Here is a 22,907-nt window from a genome sequence, read left to right as displayed (position 1 = left end):
ATAAAAACTACTACATCTTGAATTGATTGAAGAAATAATTTATAAACAAAAACTACTTAACTTCTTCTTTTAGCACCACTCCCTCTCAAAGCCGGCTCAACTTCGATATGTGGACGGGCAATGATGTGTGCCGCAACCAAGCCATCCCCAACACGCTCACATGCATCAGCACCTGCTCTCACAGAAGCATTCACAGCACCAGTTTCACCACGAACCATTACTGTTACATATCCTCCACCTACGAGTTCCTTAACGATCAAATTAACTTCAGCAGCCTTAGTCATTGCATCTGCTGCTTCTATTGCCGGTACAAGTCCACGAGTCTCTATCATTCCTATTGCAATCCCTGATTTTGAATTGCTTTTGGAACCTTTATTTTTTCCAATTGGAGTTTTAGTTGAACCAGAACCTCCAGAGCCATTTAATATCTTTCTAGCTCCAGGAATACTTTTAGTATTAGATACTTTTTCAGTCGAAGAGGGCTTTATGTTGGAAGTAGTTTTTAATTTAGTGCTTGAATTCAAGGGAGTAATATCAACAATCTGATCTTTAGGTTTAATGCTTTTATTACCACTTTTTGGTCGTCGATTTGAAGAGTTAGTCATAATTTAGGAATTTATAAAATTAAGCTTTATTGAAAAGTGCACAAACTAATCATCAGGTGACCAATTATCAATAATCCCACCAATAGTTAAATCAGTTTGAACATTTGGATCTGGGCATCCCCACCTTGCTGCGGTTCCTGTTGCAGTAAAGACCCAATTACCTTCTCGCGCACCGACAGGGTCAACAGCCACAAGTCTTTTACCTTTGTTATTACACAATATTCTTAAATGCATGTGTCCTAAACCTTCCACTCTCTGTGTACATACCAACCGTCCCATAACTTGCATGATCTCCATTATTTTTCTCCTCCTGGAATCTGTTGTTGTGTCTCTGGATCCCAATGATCAATAATCCCAACAATAGTTAAATCACTTGGATAAGACTTACTTCCAGCAGCTTCGCGAGCGGCAGAACTTCCTACACATATAACCCAATCATCTGGTTTACATCCAACAGCATCAACAGCAACTTTTTTTGAGCTGCCATCCAATACAACCTGTAAATGCTTATGTTCAAAGCCTGGAATGCGATTGGTTGAGACAAGTGGTTTGAGAACTTTACAAATGAGCATTTAGTGAGCCTCCTGAGTGACTGGATCGAGGGAAGAACCTACAACTTCTGCAGGAGCCTTTTTGTCTCGATCTCGAATAGTAAGAAATGTGTGAAGTGATCCATCATCTATTAAATCTCGATAACGAGACTTAATAGCCTCATTAATTCTATGACAATCAGATAACGCCCTATTCCTCGCATGAGGGACACTACCTGAGTAATCAAAGCGAATGACAATAGGGATTGGTAAGCTCCTAGAGATATTGAGACCTGTAAAAATTTTCACTCCGACATCTAAGTCAGGAGCTCCTTGCTCAACAGTCTCCAAATGAGCAAAATAAGTAAGGTTTCTCAAATGAACTTCTTTAAAACCAATACCTACACCAATAAATCTCTCCGCATGACCAGCATCTTTATAACTTCCATCGTGAAAGTTTTTTACATAATCAATTTGAGAAATATTATTTGAAATGAGTTTAGTGATAAACATAACCATATTTGGATCAGTTTCTCCAGGACAAACACTTTTGATATTTTCTTGAATTTTTTGAAGAGCATCCTCAGCATTTAGAAATTGAGTCTCTTTGTAGATTTCATTTGAACAAACCCATGATTTCAAATCAACTTCATTAGTTTTTGAAGGAGTATGAACTCTTATCGCATCTGTATCTGTGTCAATACCAATTAAAAGCAAATCAACAGATGCACCACAGCAAAAACTATTTTCGACTGCTTCCCTAAAATCTAATAATCGCTGTAAGCCTTCTGATGCCGCCAACTCATCATTACTACCATGTGCAGCACATCCTTGGTGCGTAGGATCAACAGAACTAAAATGATAGATTACTGATTTTAAATATCTTGTTGGCTCAGTTGCAGAATTAGGAGTTGACTCTCTATATCTACTATGTTCTGTTTTAATCCAACGATTAACTGTTTTTTCAATATCAAATAGAGCACCGGCATGAGAACGCCTCCTAACAGAGCTAAAAGGTATACGTAAAGCGTAAGAAATAGCATGAGCTAATCGGCCATCAGCACAGGGAGTTATATCTAAAAGATGAAAGCCACATTGATAAAGAAAAGATTGAAAAGATTTGGCATATTGACTATCTTCAGATCCCTCTATTGGATCTGAATTGAAAAATTCATTACTAGTCAATTGGTGTGATTGAAACACACACCATGCAAACAAAGCACTTATATCAACACTTCCAACCCACGCCTTTTCAAGTATGTGGAGTGGTAGTTCATAACCTAATTCTGAGCGACATAAATTTTGAGCTCTTTCTACAAAATTTAAATCATTTTGAAGACTAGAGACTCTTTTTAAAAGAGGAACAATATTGTCAAATCGACCTTTAACCTTTTTTTCGTATTGATTTAACTTCTGATTTTCTTGAGAATTGGTTAATGGATGATCAGTGGAAAAAGAGCTAATGATTTTTATTTCATCAGAGAAAGAATTAGTAGTCTTAATTAGTTCAGAATTAAAGCTCTGGTTCTCTAGGTCGACAAATCTCTTCATAGGAGCTGTAGGCCCACGAAGAGATTTCTTGGCCAAATTACGATAGGCCATCGACTATTTAACCTCTTGCTCCACCAGAGAAAGTAACCAGTTGACCTTCCCTTGTATTACCACTAGAGCCAGTGATTAGGAAATCTGGTTCAGGAACCTCTTGGTTTCTCTTTAATTCAGATGCTTTCATTGCACTCATTGGTCCTGGACGTGAAGGGTTTCTACGCTTAGCAGAGGCACCTTCAGTTCCCGTGACATGCTCTCCTCTGGCCCAATCATCACCAGTTATGTTCAATCCTGCAGATTGTCCTTCTCCTGTTATTTGAGAAGTTGGACGTTGCTTAGCTTCCTCATTAACTATTTCGTCAACTTTATTCCTCTGAGAATTTGATGGTTTTCTATCAAAACGAAATTGTTCAGTTCCTGTCACTTTATTTGCAGCCATATCAAATGGACCAGTGATTCTTGAGCTGTCTTCATAGCTCGTACCTGTCACACCCGAATTAATTTCATTTTGAATATGAGCCTGCCTAGCTGGAGATTTCACGCTGAAACTTGTCCATGCAGCTGCTTTCTCAGGTTTTTCTTCATGCGCATAACCTTCAGGAATATTTAAAACACCACAATTATCTTTTAATTGATCTCCTCCTACATAAGGAGTTCCAGTTAAAGGTTCACAAGCTCCCTTATGAGCTCCTGTCATCTTGCCGCCTATGCCAGGTTGCTGGCCAGTCAATCTTGCAGCAGGAGTGCCAAGTTTCCTAGGAGTTCTAGCCACTATCTCAGATGACGAGGGATTATCACACCATTGATTTGCTTGATCTAATCCTGCATAAGGGGTACCTGTTACCGCTTTACAAGTGCCAGGTTCATCTCCTGTTACGAGTGGTGATCTACCAGTCATAGTTCCACTAACGGATTGAGTTTTATTAGTAATACTCAATCCAACTTTTGCTGGATCAGGAGCGGGCTTGCTTCCACAAAATGCATTAAATTGTCCAGCACCCACATACTCATCTCCTGTCACGTTCTTGCAACTACCAGCCTCATTACCAGTAACATTCTCTCTTCTAGATACGTCAGTACCAGTTACACCATTTCCACGAATTGTTGTTAGTGAGCCAACCTTTTCTGCTGGTCTGCCTGAAGGGAGTGGATCAGCACCTAAATACTGATCACCAGTTAGATCTTTGTTTGATCCAGCCTCATTCCCTGTAACCAAAGCGGATCTACCAGTCATAGTTCCACTTACTTTCTTACCCTCTAAAGTTTGGCTATAACCAATCTTTGAAGGAGAGGGATTAACACCTCCGCAGTAGGCATTAGATTGGTTAGCTGAAATATATTCAGTGCCAGTCAGGTTCTTACAAGTACCAGGCTCATCTCCGGTAACTTTCTCTGATCTGCCCACCTCATTACCAGTAACTAAATTTCCATGAGTAGTACTTGTAACGCCTACTTTTGCTGGCTGACTTATAGAAGTATTTGAACCATTGCAGAAAGAATCAATAACTTCTGAACCCAAGTATTGAGTACCTGTTATTGAACGACATGTACTTGCTTCATTTCCTGTGGTTTTTAGAGATCTATTTGCTTGAGTTCCGGTAACAAGTTGGCCAGTAGAAGTTTCACTCATTCCCACTTTCCAATGTGCATCAGGTGCATTGGCATTTTGCTTGGCACCATTCTTATTTGGACCACAAGGACGTGTTACTGATGTACGAGTTTTTCCAGTCGCTCCTGTTTTACTTTTTAGCTCTCTAACACGTTGAGCTATTTCTTTAGTGGTCAAATCTGGATTACCCTGGCGAGCTACTGAAGCAGCTGTAGTTGGCTGCTTTCCAGCAGATTTACCGTGTTTTGATAATGCTTCTCTTCGAGCCAGCACATAAGCTCTACTTGAATTTGTAATTGCTTTTCTTTTAACAGTTGAGCGATGATCAGCCTTTCTTTTGTTTAAAGTCAAACTGATTTCAGGCTTTGAAATTGTATTTCTAGTCTCATCTAAAGCTTTTTGCTCACATTCAGGGCAACAATGTTCAGTCTTTTTTGCTTCGTAAGAAGGAGCGTTTAGAACCTTTTTTCTCTCAACATCAACTCGGGTTATATCTTTTGTATGATCAGCAGATTTGCCTCTACGAGATAATGCCTCTCGTCTAGCAATAACAAGTTTTCGACTAGACTGAGCTACTGAACTTTTATATGACCTTGCACCTGTTGAACTTCCAGAAGCACCTGATTGATAACTACTAGTACTTAACTGAGAAGAGGAATTATTTGAATTAGTCAAAGTTTTTTTAGGCTTAACAAAAACCGCATCAGTTCTCGTGGCCCTCGCATCGCTTGAGGAACGAACTCTATTAGGTGTTGAGCCTTTAATAGAGGCATTTTTACCACCTTGACTTAATGCCTGTCGGCGATCAAGAACTAATTGTCTACTTGTTTGTTTTGCCATATCAATCCAATGGAGAGATCGTAAAAAATAATTTTTAATTCTCTAAGGAATTATTAGCCCCGAAAACTTTTCAGGGCTAAATTTATCAAAGCCTTAATTCTAGCGGCCTTGGAAAACTACAAAGCAAGTACCTTGGCTTTGTGTGTATGCGTCATATCCAACGATACGAACATGGTGGTCAGGATATGCTCTATGACAAGCTTCTAACTCACTTACTACAAGATTCAAATCCTTTTCACCGAAGAAAGGTAATTTCCAATAAGACCAATAGGTCTGCATTGAACCACTTGGATGAACATGCTCAATAACTGGGCTCCAACCCTGAGCAATGATATAAGCGATTTGATCGTAAATTTCGTCCTGGGTCATCGGCGGTAAGAAGCCGAATGTTTCCAGGGTGGCGACTGTCTGATAGTCACCTACTGTGCTCTGGAAAGGCATGGTGAACTTAGGTTAGTGAATGAATGAAAGTCGACTGAGTTATCGACTAGTGAATTTAAGAAAATTAGAGGTGACTTTTAAAAATCACCCCTATATCTTTTTACTGAACGTCGAGTTTATCGACTGTATCGAATTCGAACTTAATCTCCTTCCATGTCTCAAGAGCAATTGCTAGCTCAGGGCTATGCTTTGCAGCTTCAAGAAGGATATCGCGACTTTCTTTTTCGATTTCTCTACCTGCATTACGTGCTTTAACACATGCTTCTAGAGCTACACGGTTCGCAGCCGCACCAGCAGCTGATCCCCATGGGTGACCATGAGTACCACCACCAAACTGAAGACATGAATCATCTCCAAAGATTGCGAGCAATGCTGGCATATGCCAAACATGTATACCACCAGATGCTACGGCAAATACACCAGGCATAGAACCCCAATCTTGATCGAAGAAGTTACCGCGAGAACGGTCTTCAGGGACAAAGGATTCACGAAGGTTATCGATATAACCAAGAGTTGTTTGACGATCTCCTTCTAGTTTTCCAACAACTGTTCCTGTATGGAGTTGGTCTCCGCCTGATAGGCGTAAACACTTCGCAAGAACTCTGAAGTGAATACCGTGTTGAGGATGACGGTCAATAACCGCATGCATAGCACGGTGGATATGAAGAAGCATGCCGTTCTTACGACACCAGTTAGCCAGACCTGTATTAGCGGTAAAACCACCAGTAATGTAGTCATGCATGATAATGGGCATATCGAGTTCTTTTGCAAACTCAGCACGCTCATACATCTCCTCAGGAGTAGTCGCTGTACAGTTAAGGTAATGACCTTTAACTTCCCCAGTTTCCTGCTGGGCTAGCTTTACTGCTTCAGCCACAAACTCAAAACGCTCTCTCCAACGCTGGAATGGCTGAGAATTAATATTCTCATCATCTTTAGTTAGATCAAGACCGCCTCTGAGACATTCGTATACAACGCGACCGTAGTTTTTACCCGAAAGACCAAGCTTAGGCTTAATAGTACAACCAAGTAATGGACGACCGTACTTATTAAGACGATCACGTTCAACCACGATTCCACTGGGAGGTCCGCCACAGGTTTTGATAAATGCCATTGGGAAGCGGATATCTTCAAGACGAAGATGTCGCAAGGCTTTAAAACCAAAGACGTTTCCAACAAGTGATGTTAAAACGTTAGTTATAGATCCTTCTTCAAAAAGATCTAACGGATAAGCAATAAATGCATAGAAGGCATCCTTGTCTCCAGGGACATCTTCGATGCGGTAACAGCGGCCTTTGTAGAACTCAAGATCTACTAATAATTCAGACCAAACTGTTGACCATGTACCTGTGGATGATTCAGCTGCAACAGCTGCTGCAACCTCTTCCTTTGGTACACCTTCCTGACCTGTGCATTTAAAACATGCTAGTAGGTCAGTATCTAGGGGGACGTAGTCAGGAGTGAAGTAAGTATCTCTATACTCCTTAACTCCAGCATCATACTTTTTAGCCATTGATAGCTCCTGTTAATTAGTTTAGAAGGTTGAAAATTTGAAAAGTCCTCTCCTCTTCGGACTTAGTCAAAAATCAGTCCTTCTGACCCAAGAAGTTACCGTTACCCAAAGCTGGCTCAACTTCACGATGAGGACGAGCAATGATGTGAGCTGCAACGAGTCCGTCACCTACACGCTCACAAGCGTCTGCACCTGCACGAACTGCAGCGTTTACAGCACCAGTTTCGCCACGAACTAAAACTGTTACGTAACCACCACCAACAAACTCACGACCAATCAAGCGCACTTCTGCTGCCTTGGTCATCGCGTCAGCAGCTTCAATAGCTGGTACTAATCCGCGTGTCTCGATCATGCCGAGAGCAATACCCATTGTTTCGCTAGCCATGTCCTATTTCAGTAAAGGGATGGAATGTTCAGGAGGGACAATGGCCCGCCAAAGAGTAATTAGTCAAGGGGATTTTCTAATAGCGCTGATTACAGTTTCTAGTTCCAAGTATAAGCTGAGCTTATCACCCTTGCTACGACAGTTGAGTATCGCTGTTCGATCAATGGTTAGGACATACTCATATTGCATTGCGTAAACTTGTCCATGTAGTTATTTTTACCCACGAGACAGCTTCCTGGCTATGTCAGGGTTGGAATGTTCACCCAAAAACTGTCTCAAAATCATCTAAAAAATCCAACTACTTTTGTTTTTAACTTCTTCCTGTAAGACTATATAGATCTAGTTAAATTATTCGATTTGGAAAAGCCATTAATAACAATAGCTAGTGGTAATCCAAAGAAGGTTGCCGAGATAGAGGCAATGCTTGGGCCACTCCCAATTGAAGTCAAAAAACAACCTAATTCTCTAGATGTTGAAGAGACAGGAAAAACATACCTTGATAATGCAATATTGAAAGCAAAAGCAGCAGCAGAATTAACTAACAGTTGGACTATTGCGGATGATTCTGGACTTGAAATTGATTCTCTTGGTAATGCTCCCGGTATTTTCTCTGCGCGACTTGCAGATACAAATGAAAAAAAGATAGAGAAGATTCTTTCTGCTCTTGGTGACAGTCCCTACAGAAGTGCAAAAGTATGCAGCGTAATGGTGCTTTGCACAAACACTGGAGAAATTATCAAAAATACGATAGGGATTTGCTGGGGTGAAATTTTAAAAAAGCCTGCTTATCCAAATGGCGAATTTGAATCATTATTTTGGGTTCGTGAAACTAACTGCACTTATGGAGAATTAAATAATGCCCAATTATCTAAACATGGAAGTAGAGGCAAAGCAGCTAGAGAATTAGCTCCTTACCTTTTGAAAGCTATGGGAATTAAAAGATAATTAATTTCTATTAATGTAATCAATAGCTCTCATCGCCGCAGCAGCAGCCTCTTCAACATCGCCTTCTTTTCCCGCCAAAGTCAGCCTTCCAAAAGCACCAACTCCTTTCACATCAACGATTGTGATATTTGATGACTTCTCTGCCTCGTTTGCAGCCATCAAAACATATCCCGCTGGTTCAGTCTCAAGGATGAACATACTCATGCCAGATTGAATCATTGAGCCACGTCTATTTTGGCGGTTGATCAAAACAGCATGGTCAGGAGTAATAGATCGAATAACTTCAGTCCAAGTAACTTGAGGATTAGTTCTCCTATCAATTGTGCTTCCTATGGCATCTAAAACGACATCACCAGAATGCAGTACAGTACTTTGATCTCGGTGATAAAGAGCAAGAGAGCCAAATGCCCTCTCAACGATCATTTGGCCTAATCGCACGTTGCTGGCTTTTAGTGCGATATCTGTAACCCTGTGCACAGCCATTCCAGGAGAAACCTCCATCCAAAGGCAAGCATCGCCAGGTATGGGCAAGAATCCTGAACTTGCAGTTCCCATATAAGCCGCAAGTTGAGGTTGCAAAGAATCTAGGAAAACATATGTTCTTAATTCAATTTGTTTTACATGACTTGCTTGCCGAGCCACTAACGATTTTTCCGAATCAGTTGTTATTACACGCTTTGGATCGTCAGCAAGATATTCATCCACCTCTGCACCAGTAATTCTCTGGCTGCCACCTAGTCGCCTTTCATTATTTTCGAATGTGGCGAATCTTGTCATGGGCGGGATATTACCTCAAAGATTGCCTTTTTAGCTAGCAATTTAGACTTGCGTGCTTAATTTTAGCCGATAAATTCAATACATATAGTTCTGATTGAAGAATGACTGCACCTCAGCCAAAGGATTCAAAAAATAATAACTTAAATACTGAAATCAATCCGGAGCAAGCACTTGGGTTAGTCTCATTGGGTCTTATGCAAAAATTGTCCGATAAAGGTATTGGCAACTTGAATTGGTTAAAAGAAGACGAAAAATGTGATACCTATGAACTGCGTCAAAGACTTGAACTAACCTCTCTAGCTATAGAGACAGGAGCTCCACTTAGCACGACAGAAGTATCAAAACTTTTAGGCGTTAGGCCAGGCTCCTCAAGAGTCGAGAGAGGTGGTCTCATTGCTAAAAAGATATCAAGAAATGTTTGGAGATTAATTAAATCAAGCCAAGAAAGTTCTCATTGGCGTAATTAGAAGTACAAAATTTAGGCTTTATAATGAGCCTTAGCATCGTAAAGAGTTTCTTCATTAATTTCTCTGCATCCTGCTTGGCGGGCATAATTCTCTGTATTTCTTCTTACTTTACCTCTTACAAAAAATGGGATTTTAGAAAGCTCCCTTTCACCTTCATGAGTCCATATAGGATCTGAACTTGTATTTGTTGAATCATTCGAAATTGTAGTTTTAACTCCTTGATTAATATTTTCAGTTCCTTTTCCACCTAAATGGCCTAAATGACTTTGATGACCGTCTACGAATTCAAAGTCATGCTTAAACATTCCAATTAAATGTTCTTCAAGTCCCATCATTAGAGGATGGACCCAGTCGTCAAAAATGACATTTGCCCCCTCCCATCCCATTTGAGGACTATATCTAGCAGGTACATCCTGAACATGCATCGGTGTGCTAATTACTGCACATGGTATGCCAAGTCTTTTTGCACTGTGTCGCTCCATTTGTGTACCAAGAACCAATTCTGGAGACGTTTCTTTTATCGCCTCTTCTACTTCCAAGTAGTCATTTGTTATCAATGCCTCTAAGCCAAGAGCCTTAGCAGCCGGACGAACTTTCCTAGCCATCTCACGGCTATAAGTTCCTAGACCAACAACTTTAAAACCTAGCTCCTCGTTAGCAATTCTTGCTGCAGCAAGAGCATGAGTTCCGTCTCCAAAAATAAAGACTCTTTTCCCTGTTAAGTAATTCGAATCCACTGAATTCGAATACCAAGTTAGTTTCGAATTATTAGCTTCGTTTACTGATTGTGGGATTTCCATCCCTAAAATTTCGTGTAATTCTCTAAGAAAATCCTGAGTAGCCCCAACGCCAAGAGGAACTGTTGTGGTAAAAGGCATATTTAAATTTCTTTCAAGCCAAATACAAGTTGATTCCGCTATCTCTGGATAAAGGCAAACATTCACATCTGCATCTAGTATTCGAATTATATCTGCAGGTGAAGCTCCTAATGGCGCCACAACATTGACGTCTATACCGTGCTGACCAAGAAGTTTTTGTATTTCCAAAATGTCATCACGACATCTAAACCCAAGTAAAGTTGGACCAAGAAGATTTACTCTCGGTCTTCTTTTTTCCTCCTGCCAAGCTTGTTTTGATTCTTCCGATTTGTCTTTAAGTAAATTTCTTACTATTTGATAAAAAGTCTCAGAGCCACCCCAGTTTTCTTTTTTGCTATAGGCAGGCAACTCTAGGCTGACAATTGGGATGTCAAACCCCATACCTTTAGCAAGTGAACCAGGCTGATCTTGAATTAATTCAGCTGTACAGCTTTCTCCAACTAAAAGAGCCTCTGGATTAAACCTATCGACAGCTTCTTTTATATGTCCTTTTACGAGTTCAGCTGTATCACCTCCTAAATCTCTAGCTTGAAAAGTTGTATATGTAACAGGTGGCCTACTACCACGACGTTCAATCATCGTAAAAAGAAGATCAGCATAGGTATCTCCTTGAGGAGCATGTAAAACATAATGTAATTTTTTCATCGACGTGGCAATTCTCATCGCACCAATATGAGGAGGGCCTTCGTATGTCCAGAGAGTTAATTCCATGAAATTAATTTGATGTAAGTGTTTTAGGGTTTAAAATGTCATGCCTGCGAAGTGGCCTTGAGAACAATTCTGCTAGATCAGAAGCTTGATCAATACCGTGAATTGGGCTAAAAACCATTTCAATCGACCATTTAGTTGATATCCCTTCTGCTTCGAGTGGATTAGCAAGCCCCATTCCACAAACAACTAGATCTGGCGAACTATCTCTTACTCTGTCTAATTGCCTCTCAACATGCTGTCCCTCAACAATACGACAATCGGGTGGGAGTAAGTCTATTTCTGCTTTCATTAAATCTCTATTTAAGTAAGGCGTTCCTATTTCAACAATCTCCATTCCACACTCATTACTTAGAAATCTGGCGAGAGGTATTTCTAACTGAGATTCGGGCAAAAGAAACAGTTTCTTTCCAGAAAGTTTCTCTACATGAGGTATCAAGGCTTGCTTTGCCCTAGATATCAATGGATTTAATATTGAATCAACTAGAGATTTCTCTATTCCAAATGAATTCGCAGCCGCCTGAATCCATAATGTACTTCCCGTGACACCTAATGGAAAGGGAGCTTCAATTATTTCAGCACCTTTATTTTTTAACTCTCTTGCCGTATCAGTTAAATATGGCTGCGTAAGAAGGACTTTGGTCTCCGAGCCAATTGAAGGTAATTCAGTTGACTGCCTGGGTGGAAAACTTTCTACATTGTCTATACCAAGTCGATTAAAAATACTTGTAAGCCGATCCTCTACAGCATTCGCAAGAGTACCTACTAAAAGCAATTTCTTTTGATCACTCTTCGGCATCAATGGTATCAATGCTTTTAAAGCTCCATCTTCACCTTGAGTGAAAGTTGTTTCAATTCCACTACCCGAATAATTCAATACTGTTACTTGACCCTTAAGTTCAATATTCAGATTTTCGGCAACTCGTGAAAGATCTATTTTTATTACTTCGCTTGGGCATGAACCAACTAGAAAAAGAGTTTTTATTTCCGGTCGTCTTGCTAAAAGATTTTTAACTACTCTGTTTAACTCGTCATGAGCATCAGCTAATCCTGCCAAATCTCTTTCTTCCAAAATGGCTGTGCCAAAGCGCGGCTCAGCAAAAATCATCACACCAGCTGCACTTTGAATCAAATGAGCACAGGTTCTAGAACCCACAACCAGAAAGAAAGCATCAGGCATTCTCCTGTGGAGCCAAACAATAGATGTTAGGCCGCAGAAAACCTCTCTTGGACCAGATTCCTTAAGGAGCGTTGCACCGCTCATAGAAATAAATTTAATACATGTATATATTCAAATTGCATCCAAAAAGGGTATACCGTCAACAAACACTTAATCTCTTTCGCATTTAGTTACTTTTTAGTTACCTAATATCTGACTACGGTGACTTTTGCTCTCCCAACAGTTAGCAGTCCTCAGTAAAGACAGGATACTTGGAAGGCAATTCCTTATCCAAGATACAAGCCAAAGGCATGAGTAGAAATACGCATATGCGCTGTTCAGGATGTATATATTTTCATTTGAAGATATATATTTAATGCCAAATGTATCGAATTCGCTAAACATTTCCTAAAGAGATATTTGACTGCAAGAATATAAACAAGGACTTTCGAAAGAAAAAGATTAATGACTTCGACAATAACTCGTAAGGAGGACGGTGAAGGTAGCGTTCAGGTAAAACAAGATCCAAAAGCACAAATCCAAGAAGGAGCTCTTGTTATTGCTGTATATGGCAAAGGAGGTATTGGCAAATCAACTACTTCTTCGAATTTATCAGCTGCATTTTCAAAACTTGGAAAGAAAGTACTTCAAATCGGTTGTGATCCAAAGCATGACAGCACTTTTACTCTTACGCACAAGATGGTGCCTACCGTCATAGATATTCTTGAAGAAGTAGATTTTCATAGTGAAGAGCTTAGACCTGAAGACTTTATGTTTAAAGGTTTCAATGGTGTCATGTGCGTTGAGAGTGGTGGGCCTCCAGCCGGAACAGGCTGTGGTGGCTATGTCACTGGTCAAACAGTCAAACTTCTAAAAGAGCACCATCTTTTAGAAGATACTGATGTGGTTATATTCGATGTTCTTGGTGACGTTGTATGCGGTGGTTTCGCTGCTCCATTACAACATGCAAATTATTGTCTAATTGTTACCGCAAATGATTTTGATTCAATTTTCGCAATGAATCGCATCGTCGCAGCAATAAATGCCAAAGCAAAAAATTACAAAGTTCGCTTAGGAGGTGTAATAGCCAACCGTTCTGCTGAATTAGATCAGATAGAAAAATTCAATGAAAAAACAGGTCTTAAGACCATGGCTCATTTTCGTAACGTAGACGCAATACGCAGATCAAGACTCAAAAAGTGCACAATTTTTGAGATGGATCCAGAAGAAGATGGCGTAGTTGAAGTACAAAATGAATATCTTTCGTTAGCCCAGAAAATGATAGATAACGTTGAGCCATTAGAGGCAGAACCTTTAAAAGACCGTGAAATATTTGATCTACTTGGATTTGACTAAATAAATACTTAAAGGGCTATTTCATACCAACTAAACGCATAGACAATTCCCAAACTTTTCTAGAAGTCACTGGATCTGTCACTCTATCTGACAACTCTTGTGAGAATTGTTGTCTGTCCTTACGTTGTCTATTACCCCAGCTCCAATGGACACCTGAAATAGCAAATTGAGGGTCTGCAACGACTTGCGCTACTCTGTCACCAGCGAGCGCTTCACTGACAAAACCTCCAGTTATTAATTTCTGAAACCATGGGAACAACCACTGAAACAGTTTAGGAGTGTTTCTAAATAATCTTGTATTAGCGACACATCCTGGATATAGAGAACTAAAAAGAATTGGAGAAGAATTAAATCGCCTATGTAATTCTTGAGTCGTAATCATATTGCATAACTTACTGTCTTTATAGGCTTTCCCTGGCTTAAAACGTTTACCACTAGCCATTGATATTGGTTCGCAAAAACCCTCTTCAAAACCAGATAGATTTCCGAGATCAGCAGGAGCTGGTATTGGTATTTTCCCGCCTAACTCTTTGTTGTTAGCAGTTACTGTCCCTAAAATGACTACTCTAGATGATTCCACCCCCCAAAATCTTCCCTTCCAGACCGGTCTTGAGGACTTACTAAGATTTTCCAAAAGCAACTGAATCAATAAAAAATGCCCAAAATGATTTGTTGCCATTGATATTTCATATCCCTGTGGAGATCTCAATGGTTTTTTTAAACGAGGCAGATACACAGCAGCATTACAAACCAAAGCATCCAATGGTTTGTCCAAATCCGCTAGAAGACTTTTAGCCCCATTGCGAACGCTATCCAAGTCGCCAAGATCAATTTGTATATGTTTCAGTTGTCTTGGACTATTAATAGGTAAACCTATAGCTGAGGCCGAAGCCTCAGCTCTCAAAGAAGATCTATTTGCGGTAATAACTCTCCACCCCCTCTCTACCAAAGACTTTGTTGCATACAAACCAACACCTGAGGTTGTACCAGTAATTAAGACAGTTCCTGGTGCCGCTTGTACTAGAGCCATCTTCTTTAGTAAAAACTATTTTTAATCAATTTTCAAAGACAAATCTAAACCTAAGAGACGCAAAGTTCATCATCGCCAGATAACTCTGACACTATTTGGAGTAATCCACTGATCTTGCTCCTTAAAAAAACTTTGTTCTCCACCATTTATAAACATTTCATCAAAACGTAGTCTTATCTTTTGAAGTTTTTTTGATTCTCTTTCTAATAGATATGACAACTCCAGATTCCTATTTACACGTTGATGAGATGCAAGTCCTAAGTTCACGAGACTTGTTGAAAATACAATCAATAGACCAAGCTTCAAAATTAATCCCACATAGCTATATAAAAGCTCTCGCCTAATTTCTTCTTTCTGAAATTCAGAAACTTGAGTAAAAGCATCGATTTTTTTATTTACAGAAGGATTCCTCTTAATAATTTTCCTTGATCGCTTCCTTCTGAATGGCTCTTCAATACGCTGAGGTTGTCCCAAAATCAAATGAAAGTCTCACATGTTTTCATGTTAACTTAATTAACAATAGAATCAATTCTTTCACTACTTTCAATGCTTTATAAATTCAAAAATAAATAAATAAGTAAAGGAGAATATAAAGAAAGTAATATTTTTAAGAAATCAAATAAATCTTAAATATCATACTTTGACTCAAAATATAATCAAATAGCTTTTACTATTCTTAGGTTAAGTTTATGATGTTTTAAATTCTACTTGAAAAGTTTTCATAACAAATAACTAAAAAGCAAAATGAATAATCGAGAAGAAGTTCTTTATTTAAATCCTCTTGAATTAAGTGGACCAGAACAAATGGCAATTGATCTCTTCTTATTAGAGAAATCATTTACTGACCAAAAATTTAATATGGCAATACGTTTTTACACCTGGGATGGGGACTGGTTGTCGATTGGTAAAAATCAAAAAGAACTACCAAAAGGCTGGCTTAAACTTTTAAAAAATGAACAGTTAAAAATCGTAAGAAGACCTAGCGGAGGGAATGCTGTTCTTCATAGCAGAGGGCTGACTTATGCACTCATATGGAAATATCCACCAAGGAACAAAAAAGAATCATACCTAAAGACAACTCAATGGTTAAAATGTGGTCTAAAAAAAGCTGGAGTGGATTTATCTTTCGGGACTGAACCTGTGCATTTATCTAATAGTAATTGTTTTTCAACTTCAACATTAGCTGACTTGATTGATAAAGATAAAAACAAGCATATTGGAAGTGCCCAATACTGGAGAAAGGGACACTTGCTTCAACATGGAGAAATATTAATGGAACCGTCAAAACAATTATGGAAGAAAGTTTTTAATACTGATCCACCAAAAATAAAAAATGAAATCAAAGATAAAGGTAAGGTTATAAATATTTTAAAAGAGTCATTCAGCAAAATATGGCCTGGTTTAGAAATGTCTAATTACAAATTAGATGAAAAAGATAAAGAAATGATCAAACGTTTATCTATAGAAAAGTTCAACAAGATCAATCATTTTTGACTATCCTCTAGATCACTCGAAGCCATTGAATTTGCTATTTGAGAAAGATTCAATCCTATTGGATAAATATTTTCTTGTCTTGCGACTTTAATTAATTGATCTGGAAGATTTAATCCAATTTTTTTTAGTACTGCTTTGCCTATATCTACTCTATCAAGTGTTCCTAAAGGAAGACCAGCACTCGAAAGAACAAGTAATCTTGCGTCTCTTGTTTTTTCAATTTTTATTATTGCTTGCCATAAAGATTCTTTTTCACTAATTGATGGCAATTCATCTATTGGCAATGAAAACTCATAAAGAAACTTTTTATCCCAATTTTGTACAACAATATTTTTCAAGATTTTTTCATGCACATAACCAACCCATCGACCTTCTCTACACAAAAGAATCCAATCTTGGTTAGAGCCGTTATTTTTATTGAATGAATTAGATTTAGATAAAATTTTAACTGGCAAATTATCCTCTAGGACCCTGTATGAGCGACTGCATACTTGATTGACATTCAATTCAGATAATATCTTTTGTATTTGAATAATTTGGCTCTGTGACTTGGCTGAAGTAAAGATAAATAAACCAATAATAAATAAGCAAAATGCAACATAAAAGCTACCACTGAGCAAACTAAAAATGCCTACAAAGATAGCAATAAAAGAAATCAATCTTGCAGAGGCTATTGCAACTTTAATACCTGTCCTTTTACTACCAGTAAAATGCCAAATTAAAGATTTTAATATTACACCACCATCAAGAGGGATTATCGGAAGCAAGTTAAATAACCCTATTAAAAGATTAAGGTTCCCAACCTGCTTAAATAAGTTCGAAAAAACAAGATTTGATACTGATAAATTATTACTTAATAAAATCATTAAAAAGGCTAAAAAAAGACTAACAACTGGTCCTGAAATTGCAATTTTCAAACTTCCTTTTGAAGTTTTACATTCTTTTTCTAGGTTTGCCATTCCCCCAAGGAAAAAAAGTGTTATGTCTCTAACTTTTAGACCTTCTCCAATTGCAACAAAGGAATGAGCCAATTCATGCAATAAAACAGATATGAACAAAAGAATCGACGTAAAAACACCTATCAGCCAGCCATCAAAAATAGATGCTTGACCATCCAACATTGTCTCAAACTGATCTCTTGCTGACAAAGTAAAATATAAGAAAACCAAAAACCAACTAGGATGGACCCTTAAGGGGATGCCTTTGATTTTCATAACTTCCCAACTGTCCAACTAAATTCCTCCAAACTCTCAATAAATCTATTTCAATCAATCTTAATAAAAGTTCTGAAAATGATCAGAAAATCTCCTTCGATAAAATCAACAGCAATAAAAATTTGTGGGATAACAAATACTACGCAAGCAAAATCCATAGCTCAATTCAAAATAAATGCTATTGGGGTTATTGGCGTAAAAAATTCCCCTCGTTTTGTAGAAGAAGAAGAATGTATAAAAATTTTTAATGAAGTAGAAAAGGTTTCTTCAGAAATTGAGAAAGTATTAGTTATCGCAAATGAAAATTTAGAAACAATAAAATGTATAAGCAACAGATCAATTCCACCATCAGTTATCCAACTACATGGGGATGAATCAGTTGATTATTGTCGTGAATTAAAGAATAAATTTTCAACAATTAAATTATGGAAAGCCTTCAGATTAAAATCTATTAATGATTTAAATATCATAAGTCAATACGAGGAGTATGTTGATGCTATCCTCATAGATGCATGGGATGAAAAGTCAATTGGTGGAACGGGTAATAGAGTCCCAGTAGAGTTACTGGTTAACAAAACTTTTAAAGCTCCTTGGATATTAGCTGGTGGAATATCAGCCGAGATAATTCCTGAAATTTTTTCTAAACTTAGGCCTGACGGGGTTGACGCCTCAAGCCGATTAGAAATATCTCCAGGAATTAAAGATCTGAATAAAGTTAAATCTCTTGTGCGTGAAATAAGAGAACAAAACAATAAAAGAGTTTTACTTTGATTTGACTAATTTAGAATGCTCCTGCGGAGGGCATAAGTGTAATGTCCTCAATAATTTGATTAATTGGCTGATTAGCAAGATGTAAAAGCTGAGAAGCCGCTTGATCAACTGAGAGCATAGAATCTCTATCAAATTGCATCCCCACGCTATCAGCATCCCAAAGAGATGAATTTACTGATCCAAGTGTAAGTGTGCATGCTCGTATTAAATTACTTCGTTCTTCTTCTGCTAAGCATTTAGTAAAACTTGCTAATGCTGCTTTGGAAACACAATATGCTCCCCATTGCGGGAAAACATTTCTTGCAGCATGGCTACTAACGTTGATAACTAATCCTCCTTTTTTTCTCATTAAAGGAACCACTTCAGAGCAAACCTGAAAGATACTGGTTAGGTTCATTTGCATGATCCATTCCCATTTCTCAAGTGGCATAGATAAAAGATCTCCAGTCCAGGCAACTCCTGCATTATTGATCAATACTGAAGGAATCAATCCACTATTCATCAATTCAACTATCCCATTAGAGATATTTTTGGAATTACTAAGGTCAATAGATTTGTACAAAACCTTGACTTTCTTATTCTCAATTTCCTGAGATAGACTTTCAAGTTCATCTTCAGATCTAGACAATAGTAGTAAATCCCATCCAGAATCAGCAAAAGCTTTGGCAGTTGCCCTCCCAATTCCTCTAGAAGCACCTGTGATTAATACTGTTGACAAGAAAGTTAATAGCAAACATGAAAACTTTAAACTGAAATTTCACTTTCTATAGACTCAGTTTCCAAAAATTTTCCCATTTCTCTAAATTTTGCATACCTGTTTTTTTTCAATTGATCAGTAGATAAAGCCAATAATTCAGATAAATGCTTCTCAAGGGCATTTTTTAAAGTTTCTCCAGCCTGAAGCGGTGCCCAATTGTTCCCACCAGAAGGCTCTTTTAGAACCTCGTCAACAATTCCTAATTTCACAAGATCAGGTCCAGTGATTTTTAGAGATAATGCTGCCTCAGGAGCCTTCCCCGCATCTCTCCATAGAATCGAAGCACAAGCTTCGGGGCTCGCAACGGTATAAACACTATGTTCAAACATCAGCAATCTATCTGCGACTCCAATACCAAGGGCACCGCCAGAACCTCCCTCCCCAATCACTGTTGCAATGATGGGCACTTTTAATCTGAACATTTCACGCAAATTAACTGCTATAGCCTCCCCCTGGCCTTGTTCTTCCGCCACGAGCCCTGCGTAAGCCCCAGGAGTGTCTATGAAAGATATTATTGGGAGACTAAAGCGATCTGCATGATCCATAAGCCTTAAAGCCTTTCTATAGCCTCCAGGCTTCGCCATGCCAAAGTTTCTTGCGACATTCTCTTTTGTATCTCTACCTTTTTGTTGTCCAATGAGAAGAACTGGTCTTTCACCTATTCGAGCCAACCCTCCTATGAGAGCTTGATCATCAGTTCCGCTTCGGTCCCCATGTAATTCAACCCAATCATCACAAAACATCTGGATGTAATCAAGTGTGCTAGGCCTTTGAGGATGCCTAGCTACTTGAATCTTTTGAGCTGGAGTGAGTGCATTAAATATTTCTTCCCGCCTCCTTGCAGCAAGAGTTTCTAATTGCAGAAGTTGTTGACTTACATCAACCTCAGAATCTCTTGCTAATTCTCTGATTTGATCAATCTGATTCTCTAATTCAACAAGAGGTTTTTCAAATTCGAGCAGAAAACGTCTAGCCATAGAAAAATAACCAACTATTCAAACATTCAGACGGTTAAAGTCTGAATGTTTTGTTTCAAGCCAACAGCAGAAAATCCGTGCCTCTTGGAGGCTTGACCAATAAAATCCATCTTTTCAAGGGTGATATTATTCCTACCCCAACTGAAATTTGTATGACAATTTTCGAATTCAAGAATCATTGCTTCAGCAAAACAAGCAAACATTTCCCTTTTAGGATTGTCCATCTCAGCCAATTCCATCATGCTCCAACCAATATCTTTAAAAAATTGAACTATTCCACCTTTTAAGACATGGATACCAGGTCCTGAAAACTTCTCACCTAAATTTTTAGGATATCCTCCATCAATCATCAAGCAGGGTCGCTTAATTTTGGATGGATCAATTTCTAAGGTTTTAGGCATACTTGCAACCCAAATCACAATATCAGCTTCGGGCAAAGCCTCATCAAGGCTAAGAATTCTCCCTCCTCCAAGCTGAGATTGGAGTTCAATCAAAGGTTTTTGCTGCCGAGCTACTAATAGAAGTTCTGAGACACCAGTTCGACTTGTAAGCCATCTGCAAACCGCACTGCCAATGTCGCCAGTAGCTCCAACAACAGCAACTTTTGATTTAGTTAAATCAATTCCTATTCGAGGAGCATTTTGCTCTAACTGCCTACAAATAACCCAAGCAGTATGAGTATTACCAGTAGTAAATCTTTGCCAATCAAGTGTCGTATTTCTCACTTGTTGATTTTGAAGCAAATTAAAATTCTCAAAAATTATTGATGTGAATCCACCAAGAGCTGTAATGCTTATACCTTTCTTTTGCGCTAGCTCCATCGCATTCAAAACTTTTCTTCTAGCAGTTTTGAAGCGACTTAGCATCTCAGGGACAAAGCATGAATCGATATAAGCGCCTTCGATTGTCTTTCCAATCGCACTGACAATTTTAACATGCTCTACCAGCTGAGGAGGAGCAGTACACCACACATCCAAATCTCCTTCAGCAATATGGTCATAGCCCAAGTCCAATGCCTTTCGTTTGGCATCTTCAAAACTTGTTGAATGTCCAATTAGCCCAAACATTTGGTAGCAAGCAAGGTCAAAATTGAAACTAAATATTTTTCCAAGATTGAAGGTTAGACCACCAAGGTCAAAAAAAAAAGAATTCCTCAAGAACTGAAAGTTCTTAAGGAATAGATGAAACTATAAAAATATAATATTAAGAAACTCTAAATCACTGCAGCAAGTGCCATTCTGGCTATTTCTCGATTGTCAAGACCTATTTCAAGGAGGGAGTCTTGATAAGCAATCATGAATTCCTCCATTAATTCTTCCTTATCCATATGAAGCACTTCCGCGTCATTTGAAACTTCATCCAACATTGATTTTATAAGAGGCAAATTTTCTTTGTTGGCCTTCATAAGATCTTTCTTGACTGTCTTGAGATTAGCTTTGAGCCATTCTTGACCATAATTCAAGTGCAGATATTCATCTTGAACAACACCTTCTGTAATTCTTTTTGCAAAAGGATCTGCAACACGTATGTAAACGTGATAAGCAGATATTGCAAAAGATTCAATCAGAATGCATTGGATAAGAAGACAAGTAGTTGTATCCCCGACTTTGAAAGCCTCTATAAAATTGTTGTGAAGTCTTGAGAAAAAAGTTTTAGCAAAAGGCATATCTGGCTTTACTGCGAGATTTCTTCCACAAGCGCAAAAACCATTCATATGCTTTTTCTCCATCTTCCCTAGTCTCACCAGCTCATCTGCATGCTCAGGGATCAATTTCGCTAGATCTAGAAAATTCGCATAAGCCTCTTGCTCACCTTCAATAACAACTGCATTAATTCTGCTGTAGGCATCTTTGTAGGACTCTGAGGTGAAATCCGGTAGAGAGTCAGCACATAACTCTTCTTTTTCTACAGTTAATTTGTCGGATGCAAGAGCTTGCATAGATCTATTAGAAATTTGTCAATCTGAGTGATCTTACAGAATTAATTGCAAAATGGTAGTTCAGTTATCACATCTTAACTGCTAGAAATAGGTCTTTCTGACATAATTGGAGGCCAATCACTCTCTAAAAGGCTTGTAAATAGGGACTTCCAATGATCTATTAGTGCATTTTCCAAAGCGGCACCCAATTCAGAATTTGAAGCACTAGCGTCCCCAATAACACCTGATGAGCTCAAATCTTCTGTCAGCCATGCGCATGGTGATGCACCCTCAAGGCTCCATCCTTTAGGGGAAGAACTGCTTTCGTTGTCTGTTTCTTTTTTTTCTAGATATGAATCATTTCGGACTAACTCCTGTTTCATGTGCAACATAAGGCTTGTTTCGGCTAAAGCAGCATGTAGTCCTTCCTCAACTTCTTTCTCAGGAAGAAGATCATCTAAGCCCCGGACACCGCTCCAAAGGAAACAAGGCAATACTGCTAAGGACGGACATTGAATTCTTAGTTGCCTTGAAACAGCTTGTAAAAGTCCTATTTGTCCTCCATGTGCATTGAAGAAGACCAATCTATCGAATCCCATTTTAGCTATTTGCTGACCGACATCAGTAACAAGTGAAAGTAAAACATCTGCTGACAAAGATAAAGTTCCAGGGAAAGCTTGATGCTCAGGAGAGAACCCAATTGTCTGGGATGGCAACATCCATATCGGCATTTTTTCTGGCAAACATTCAAGTGTCTTAATTAAAATATTCTGAGCAAAAAAAGTATCAGTAATCAAAGGTAAATGAGGTCCATGTTGTTCACATGCACCAAAAGGCCAAACCAAGGTAGATCCTTTAGCAGAAGCGGCTTTAGATGCCTCAGGCCAGGTCAAATGCTCAAATCGGCGAGTTTGAAAAATGATAGAAATCTCCTAATAATTAAAAAACAACTTACCCTTGACTGTAAGAATGTTTTACTTATTAC

At 38.6% G+C, this 22,907-nt stretch carries 25 protein-coding genes; 6 read left to right on the top strand and 19 right to left on the bottom strand.

Annotation, left to right across the window (positions count from 1 at the left end; translation table 11 throughout):
* Window positions 1-56 precede the first annotated feature (56 nt).
* The 8 genes from csoS1 (AC6EIW_RS10905) to csoS1 (AC6EIW_RS10870) form a co-directional block, all read right to left on the bottom strand.
* Window positions 57-605, bottom strand: coding sequence for an alpha-carboxysome major shell protein CsoS1 (gene csoS1 / locus AC6EIW_RS10905; protein ID WP_498520611.1), 549 nt, complete (start codon window positions 603-605; stop codon window positions 57-59).
* A 45-nt stretch (window positions 606-650) separates the two neighbouring features.
* On the bottom strand, window positions 651-902 hold the full coding sequence (locus AC6EIW_RS10900; protein WP_158466232.1) for a carboxysome peptide B: 252 nt from the start codon (window positions 900-902) through the stop codon (window positions 651-653).
* A complete protein-coding gene (gene csoS4 / locus AC6EIW_RS10895; protein WP_498520610.1) occupies window positions 902-1,177 on the bottom strand; it encodes an alpha-carboxysome shell vertex protein CsoS4 in 276 nt (91 codons plus the stop codon). Before csoS4 ends, AC6EIW_RS10900 begins: the two co-directional genes overlap by 1 nt.
* Window positions 1,178-2,737: a carboxysome shell carbonic anhydrase gene (locus AC6EIW_RS10890; RefSeq protein ID WP_498520609.1), complete on the bottom strand. Its 1,560-nt coding sequence runs from the start codon at window positions 2,735-2,737 to the stop codon at window positions 1,178-1,180.
* A 7-nt stretch (window positions 2,738-2,744) separates the two neighbouring features.
* On the bottom strand, window positions 2,745-5,132 hold the full coding sequence (csoS2, locus tag AC6EIW_RS10885; protein ID WP_498520608.1) for an alpha-carboxysome scaffolding protein CsoS2: 2,388 nt from the start codon (window positions 5,130-5,132) through the stop codon (window positions 2,745-2,747).
* Window positions 5,133-5,231: 99 nt separating this feature from the next.
* Entirely contained in the window at window positions 5,232-5,573 is a 342-nt protein-coding gene (locus AC6EIW_RS10880) for a ribulose bisphosphate carboxylase small subunit (RefSeq protein WP_036906978.1), read from the bottom strand.
* A gap of 100 nt (window positions 5,574-5,673) precedes the next feature.
* The gene (locus AC6EIW_RS10875; RefSeq protein ID WP_036906976.1) at window positions 5,674-7,086 is read right to left on the bottom strand and encodes a form I ribulose bisphosphate carboxylase large subunit; all 1,413 of its coding nucleotides are present in this window, start codon (window positions 7,084-7,086) and stop codon (window positions 5,674-5,676) included.
* Between the two features lie 73 nt (window positions 7,087-7,159).
* Window positions 7,160-7,471 carry an alpha-carboxysome major shell protein CsoS1 gene (csoS1, locus tag AC6EIW_RS10870; protein ID WP_011130577.1) on the bottom strand — a complete coding sequence of 104 codons (312 nt, stop codon included), beginning with the start codon at window positions 7,469-7,471 and terminating at the stop codon, window positions 7,160-7,162.
* Here csoS1 (AC6EIW_RS10870) and AC6EIW_RS10865 point away from each other — a divergent pair.
* Window positions 7,470-7,667, top strand: coding sequence for a hypothetical protein (locus tag AC6EIW_RS10865; protein WP_498520607.1), 198 nt, complete (start codon window positions 7,470-7,472; stop codon window positions 7,665-7,667). The genes csoS1 (AC6EIW_RS10870) and AC6EIW_RS10865 overlap by 2 nt on opposite strands.
* Window positions 7,668-7,828: 161 nt before the next feature.
* Window positions 7,829-8,416 (top strand): non-canonical purine NTP pyrophosphatase, encoded by a 588-nt coding sequence (locus AC6EIW_RS10860; protein WP_498520606.1) that lies wholly within the window; start codon window positions 7,829-7,831, stop codon window positions 8,414-8,416.
* On the opposite strand, the gene AC6EIW_RS10855 is transcribed toward AC6EIW_RS10860, so the two are convergent.
* The gene (locus AC6EIW_RS10855) at window positions 8,417-9,193 is read right to left on the bottom strand and encodes a BMC domain-containing protein (RefSeq protein WP_498520605.1); all 777 of its coding nucleotides are present in this window, start codon (window positions 9,191-9,193) and stop codon (window positions 8,417-8,419) included.
* A gap of 101 nt (window positions 9,194-9,294) precedes the next feature.
* Here AC6EIW_RS10855 and AC6EIW_RS10850 point away from each other — a divergent pair, with 101 nt between their 5' ends.
* A complete protein-coding gene (locus tag AC6EIW_RS10850) occupies window positions 9,295-9,660 on the top strand; it encodes a DUF8679 domain-containing protein (protein WP_498520604.1) in 366 nt (121 codons plus the stop codon).
* 11 nt (window positions 9,661-9,671) lie between these two features.
* On the opposite strand, the gene AC6EIW_RS10845 is transcribed toward AC6EIW_RS10850, so the two are convergent.
* Both AC6EIW_RS10845 and AC6EIW_RS10840 read right to left on the bottom strand, forming a co-directional pair.
* The gene (locus AC6EIW_RS10845) at window positions 9,672-11,249 is read right to left on the bottom strand and encodes a ferredoxin:protochlorophyllide reductase (ATP-dependent) subunit B (protein ID WP_498520603.1); all 1,578 of its coding nucleotides are present in this window, start codon (window positions 11,247-11,249) and stop codon (window positions 9,672-9,674) included.
* 4 nt (window positions 11,250-11,253) lie between these two features.
* Window positions 11,254-12,510 carry a ferredoxin:protochlorophyllide reductase (ATP-dependent) subunit N gene (locus tag AC6EIW_RS10840; protein ID WP_498520602.1) on the bottom strand — a complete coding sequence of 419 codons (1,257 nt, stop codon included), beginning with the start codon at window positions 12,508-12,510 and terminating at the stop codon, window positions 11,254-11,256.
* Window positions 12,511-12,870: 360 nt separating this feature from the next.
* On the opposite strand from AC6EIW_RS10840, the gene bchL reads away from it, so the two are divergent.
* Window positions 12,871-13,761: a ferredoxin:protochlorophyllide reductase (ATP-dependent) iron-sulfur ATP-binding protein gene (bchL, locus tag AC6EIW_RS10835; RefSeq protein ID WP_036906964.1), complete on the top strand. Its 891-nt coding sequence runs from the start codon at window positions 12,871-12,873 to the stop codon at window positions 13,759-13,761.
* A 16-nt stretch (window positions 13,762-13,777) separates the two neighbouring features.
* Here the strand turns inward: bchL and AC6EIW_RS10830 are convergent, their stop codons facing one another.
* The gene (locus AC6EIW_RS10830) at window positions 13,778-14,791 is read right to left on the bottom strand and encodes a protochlorophyllide reductase (protein WP_498520601.1); all 1,014 of its coding nucleotides are present in this window, start codon (window positions 14,789-14,791) and stop codon (window positions 13,778-13,780) included.
* Between the two features lie 69 nt (window positions 14,792-14,860).
* Window positions 14,861-15,265, bottom strand: a complete 405-nt coding sequence (locus AC6EIW_RS10825; protein ID WP_498520600.1) for a hypothetical protein — start codon at window positions 15,263-15,265, stop codon at window positions 14,861-14,863.
* Between the two features lie 270 nt (window positions 15,266-15,535).
* Between AC6EIW_RS10825 and AC6EIW_RS10820 the strand changes: the two genes are divergently transcribed.
* Window positions 15,536-16,285: a lipoyl protein ligase domain-containing protein gene (locus AC6EIW_RS10820; RefSeq protein WP_498520599.1), complete on the top strand. Its 750-nt coding sequence runs from the start codon at window positions 15,536-15,538 to the stop codon at window positions 16,283-16,285.
* On the opposite strand, the gene AC6EIW_RS10815 is transcribed toward AC6EIW_RS10820, so the two are convergent.
* The gene (locus AC6EIW_RS10815; protein ID WP_498520598.1) at window positions 16,276-17,517 is read right to left on the bottom strand and encodes a site-2 protease family protein; all 1,242 of its coding nucleotides are present in this window, start codon (window positions 17,515-17,517) and stop codon (window positions 16,276-16,278) included. The genes AC6EIW_RS10820 and AC6EIW_RS10815 overlap by 10 nt on opposite strands.
* A gap of 60 nt (window positions 17,518-17,577) precedes the next feature.
* Between AC6EIW_RS10815 and AC6EIW_RS10810 the strand changes: the two genes are divergently transcribed.
* Window positions 17,578-18,270, top strand: coding sequence for a phosphoribosylanthranilate isomerase (locus AC6EIW_RS10810; RefSeq protein ID WP_498520597.1), 693 nt, complete (start codon window positions 17,578-17,580; stop codon window positions 18,268-18,270).
* Window positions 18,271-18,280: 10 nt separating this feature from the next.
* Here the strand turns inward: AC6EIW_RS10810 and AC6EIW_RS10805 are convergent, their stop codons facing one another.
* From AC6EIW_RS10805 to AC6EIW_RS10785, 5 genes are all read right to left on the bottom strand, one after another.
* The gene (locus tag AC6EIW_RS10805; protein WP_498520596.1) at window positions 18,281-18,988 is read right to left on the bottom strand and encodes an SDR family oxidoreductase; all 708 of its coding nucleotides are present in this window, start codon (window positions 18,986-18,988) and stop codon (window positions 18,281-18,283) included.
* 26 nt (window positions 18,989-19,014) lie between these two features.
* Entirely contained in the window at window positions 19,015-20,004 is a 990-nt protein-coding gene (locus tag AC6EIW_RS10800; RefSeq protein WP_498520595.1) for an acetyl-CoA carboxylase carboxyltransferase subunit alpha, read from the bottom strand.
* 26 nt (window positions 20,005-20,030) lie between these two features.
* Window positions 20,031-21,071 carry a long-chain acyl-[acyl-carrier-protein] reductase gene (locus AC6EIW_RS10795; protein ID WP_498520594.1) on the bottom strand — a complete coding sequence of 347 codons (1,041 nt, stop codon included), beginning with the start codon at window positions 21,069-21,071 and terminating at the stop codon, window positions 20,031-20,033.
* Window positions 21,072-21,217: 146 nt separating this feature from the next.
* Window positions 21,218-21,943, bottom strand: a complete 726-nt coding sequence (locus AC6EIW_RS10790) for an aldehyde oxygenase (deformylating) (RefSeq protein WP_498520593.1) — start codon at window positions 21,941-21,943, stop codon at window positions 21,218-21,220.
* Window positions 21,944-22,017: 74 nt separating this feature from the next.
* On the bottom strand, window positions 22,018-22,815 hold the full coding sequence (locus tag AC6EIW_RS10785) for a creatininase family protein (protein ID WP_498520592.1): 798 nt from the start codon (window positions 22,813-22,815) through the stop codon (window positions 22,018-22,020).
* Window positions 22,816-22,907: the final 92 nt, after the last annotated feature.

This window comes from Prochlorococcus sp. MIT2308, assembly GCF_059772345.1.
This window is presented reverse-complemented; position numbering and strand designations above follow the sequence as displayed.

What these genes read in the sequence shown, in the direction of transcription:
- csoS1 (WP_498520611.1), bottom strand. Translation starts at nt 605, where the DNA reads ATGACTAACTCTTCAAATCGACGACCAAAAAGTGGTAATAAAAGCATT.
- AC6EIW_RS10900 (WP_158466232.1), bottom strand. Translation starts at nt 902, where the DNA reads ATGGAGATCATGCAAGTTATGGGACGGTTGGTATGTACACAGAGAGTG.
- csoS4 (WP_498520610.1), bottom strand. Translation starts at nt 1,177, where the DNA reads ATGCTCATTTGTAAAGTTCTCAAACCACTTGTCTCAACCAATCGCATT.
- AC6EIW_RS10890 (WP_498520609.1), bottom strand. Translation starts at nt 2,737, where the DNA reads ATGGCCTATCGTAATTTGGCCAAGAAATCTCTTCGTGGGCCTACAGCT.
- csoS2 (WP_498520608.1), bottom strand. Translation starts at nt 5,132, where the DNA reads ATGGCAAAACAAACAAGTAGACAATTAGTTCTTGATCGCCGACAGGCA.
- AC6EIW_RS10880 (WP_036906978.1), bottom strand. Translation starts at nt 5,573, where the DNA reads ATGCCTTTCCAGAGCACAGTAGGTGACTATCAGACAGTCGCCACCCTG.
- AC6EIW_RS10875 (WP_036906976.1), bottom strand. Translation starts at nt 7,086, where the DNA reads ATGGCTAAAAAGTATGATGCTGGAGTTAAGGAGTATAGAGATACTTAC.
- AC6EIW_RS10865 (WP_498520607.1), top strand. Translation starts at nt 7,470, where the DNA reads ATGTCCTATTTCAGTAAAGGGATGGAATGTTCAGGAGGGACAATGGCC.
- csoS1 (WP_011130577.1), bottom strand. Translation starts at nt 7,471, where the DNA reads ATGGCTAGCGAAACAATGGGTATTGCTCTCGGCATGATCGAGACACGC.
- AC6EIW_RS10855 (WP_498520605.1), bottom strand. Translation starts at nt 9,193, where the DNA reads ATGACAAGATTCGCCACATTCGAAAATAATGAAAGGCGACTAGGTGGC.
- AC6EIW_RS10850 (WP_498520604.1), top strand. Translation starts at nt 9,295, where the DNA reads ATGACTGCACCTCAGCCAAAGGATTCAAAAAATAATAACTTAAATACT.
- AC6EIW_RS10845 (WP_498520603.1), bottom strand. Translation starts at nt 11,249, where the DNA reads ATGGAATTAACTCTCTGGACATACGAAGGCCCTCCTCATATTGGTGCG.
- AC6EIW_RS10840 (WP_498520602.1), bottom strand. Translation starts at nt 12,510, where the DNA reads ATGAGCGGTGCAACGCTCCTTAAGGAATCTGGTCCAAGAGAGGTTTTC.
- bchL (WP_036906964.1), top strand. Translation starts at nt 12,871, where the DNA reads ATGACTTCGACAATAACTCGTAAGGAGGACGGTGAAGGTAGCGTTCAG.
- AC6EIW_RS10830 (WP_498520601.1), bottom strand. Translation starts at nt 14,791, where the DNA reads ATGGCTCTAGTACAAGCGGCACCAGGAACTGTCTTAATTACTGGTACA.
- AC6EIW_RS10820 (WP_498520599.1), top strand. Translation starts at nt 15,536, where the DNA reads ATGAATAATCGAGAAGAAGTTCTTTATTTAAATCCTCTTGAATTAAGT.
- AC6EIW_RS10810 (WP_498520597.1), top strand. Translation starts at nt 17,578, where the DNA reads ATGATCAGAAAATCTCCTTCGATAAAATCAACAGCAATAAAAATTTGT.
- AC6EIW_RS10800 (WP_498520595.1), bottom strand. Translation starts at nt 20,004, where the DNA reads ATGGCTAGACGTTTTCTGCTCGAATTTGAAAAACCTCTTGTTGAATTA.
- AC6EIW_RS10795 (WP_498520594.1), bottom strand. Translation starts at nt 21,071, where the DNA reads ATGTTTGGGCTAATTGGACATTCAACAAGTTTTGAAGATGCCAAACGA.
- AC6EIW_RS10790 (WP_498520593.1), bottom strand. Translation starts at nt 21,943, where the DNA reads ATGCAAGCTCTTGCATCCGACAAATTAACTGTAGAAAAAGAAGAGTTA.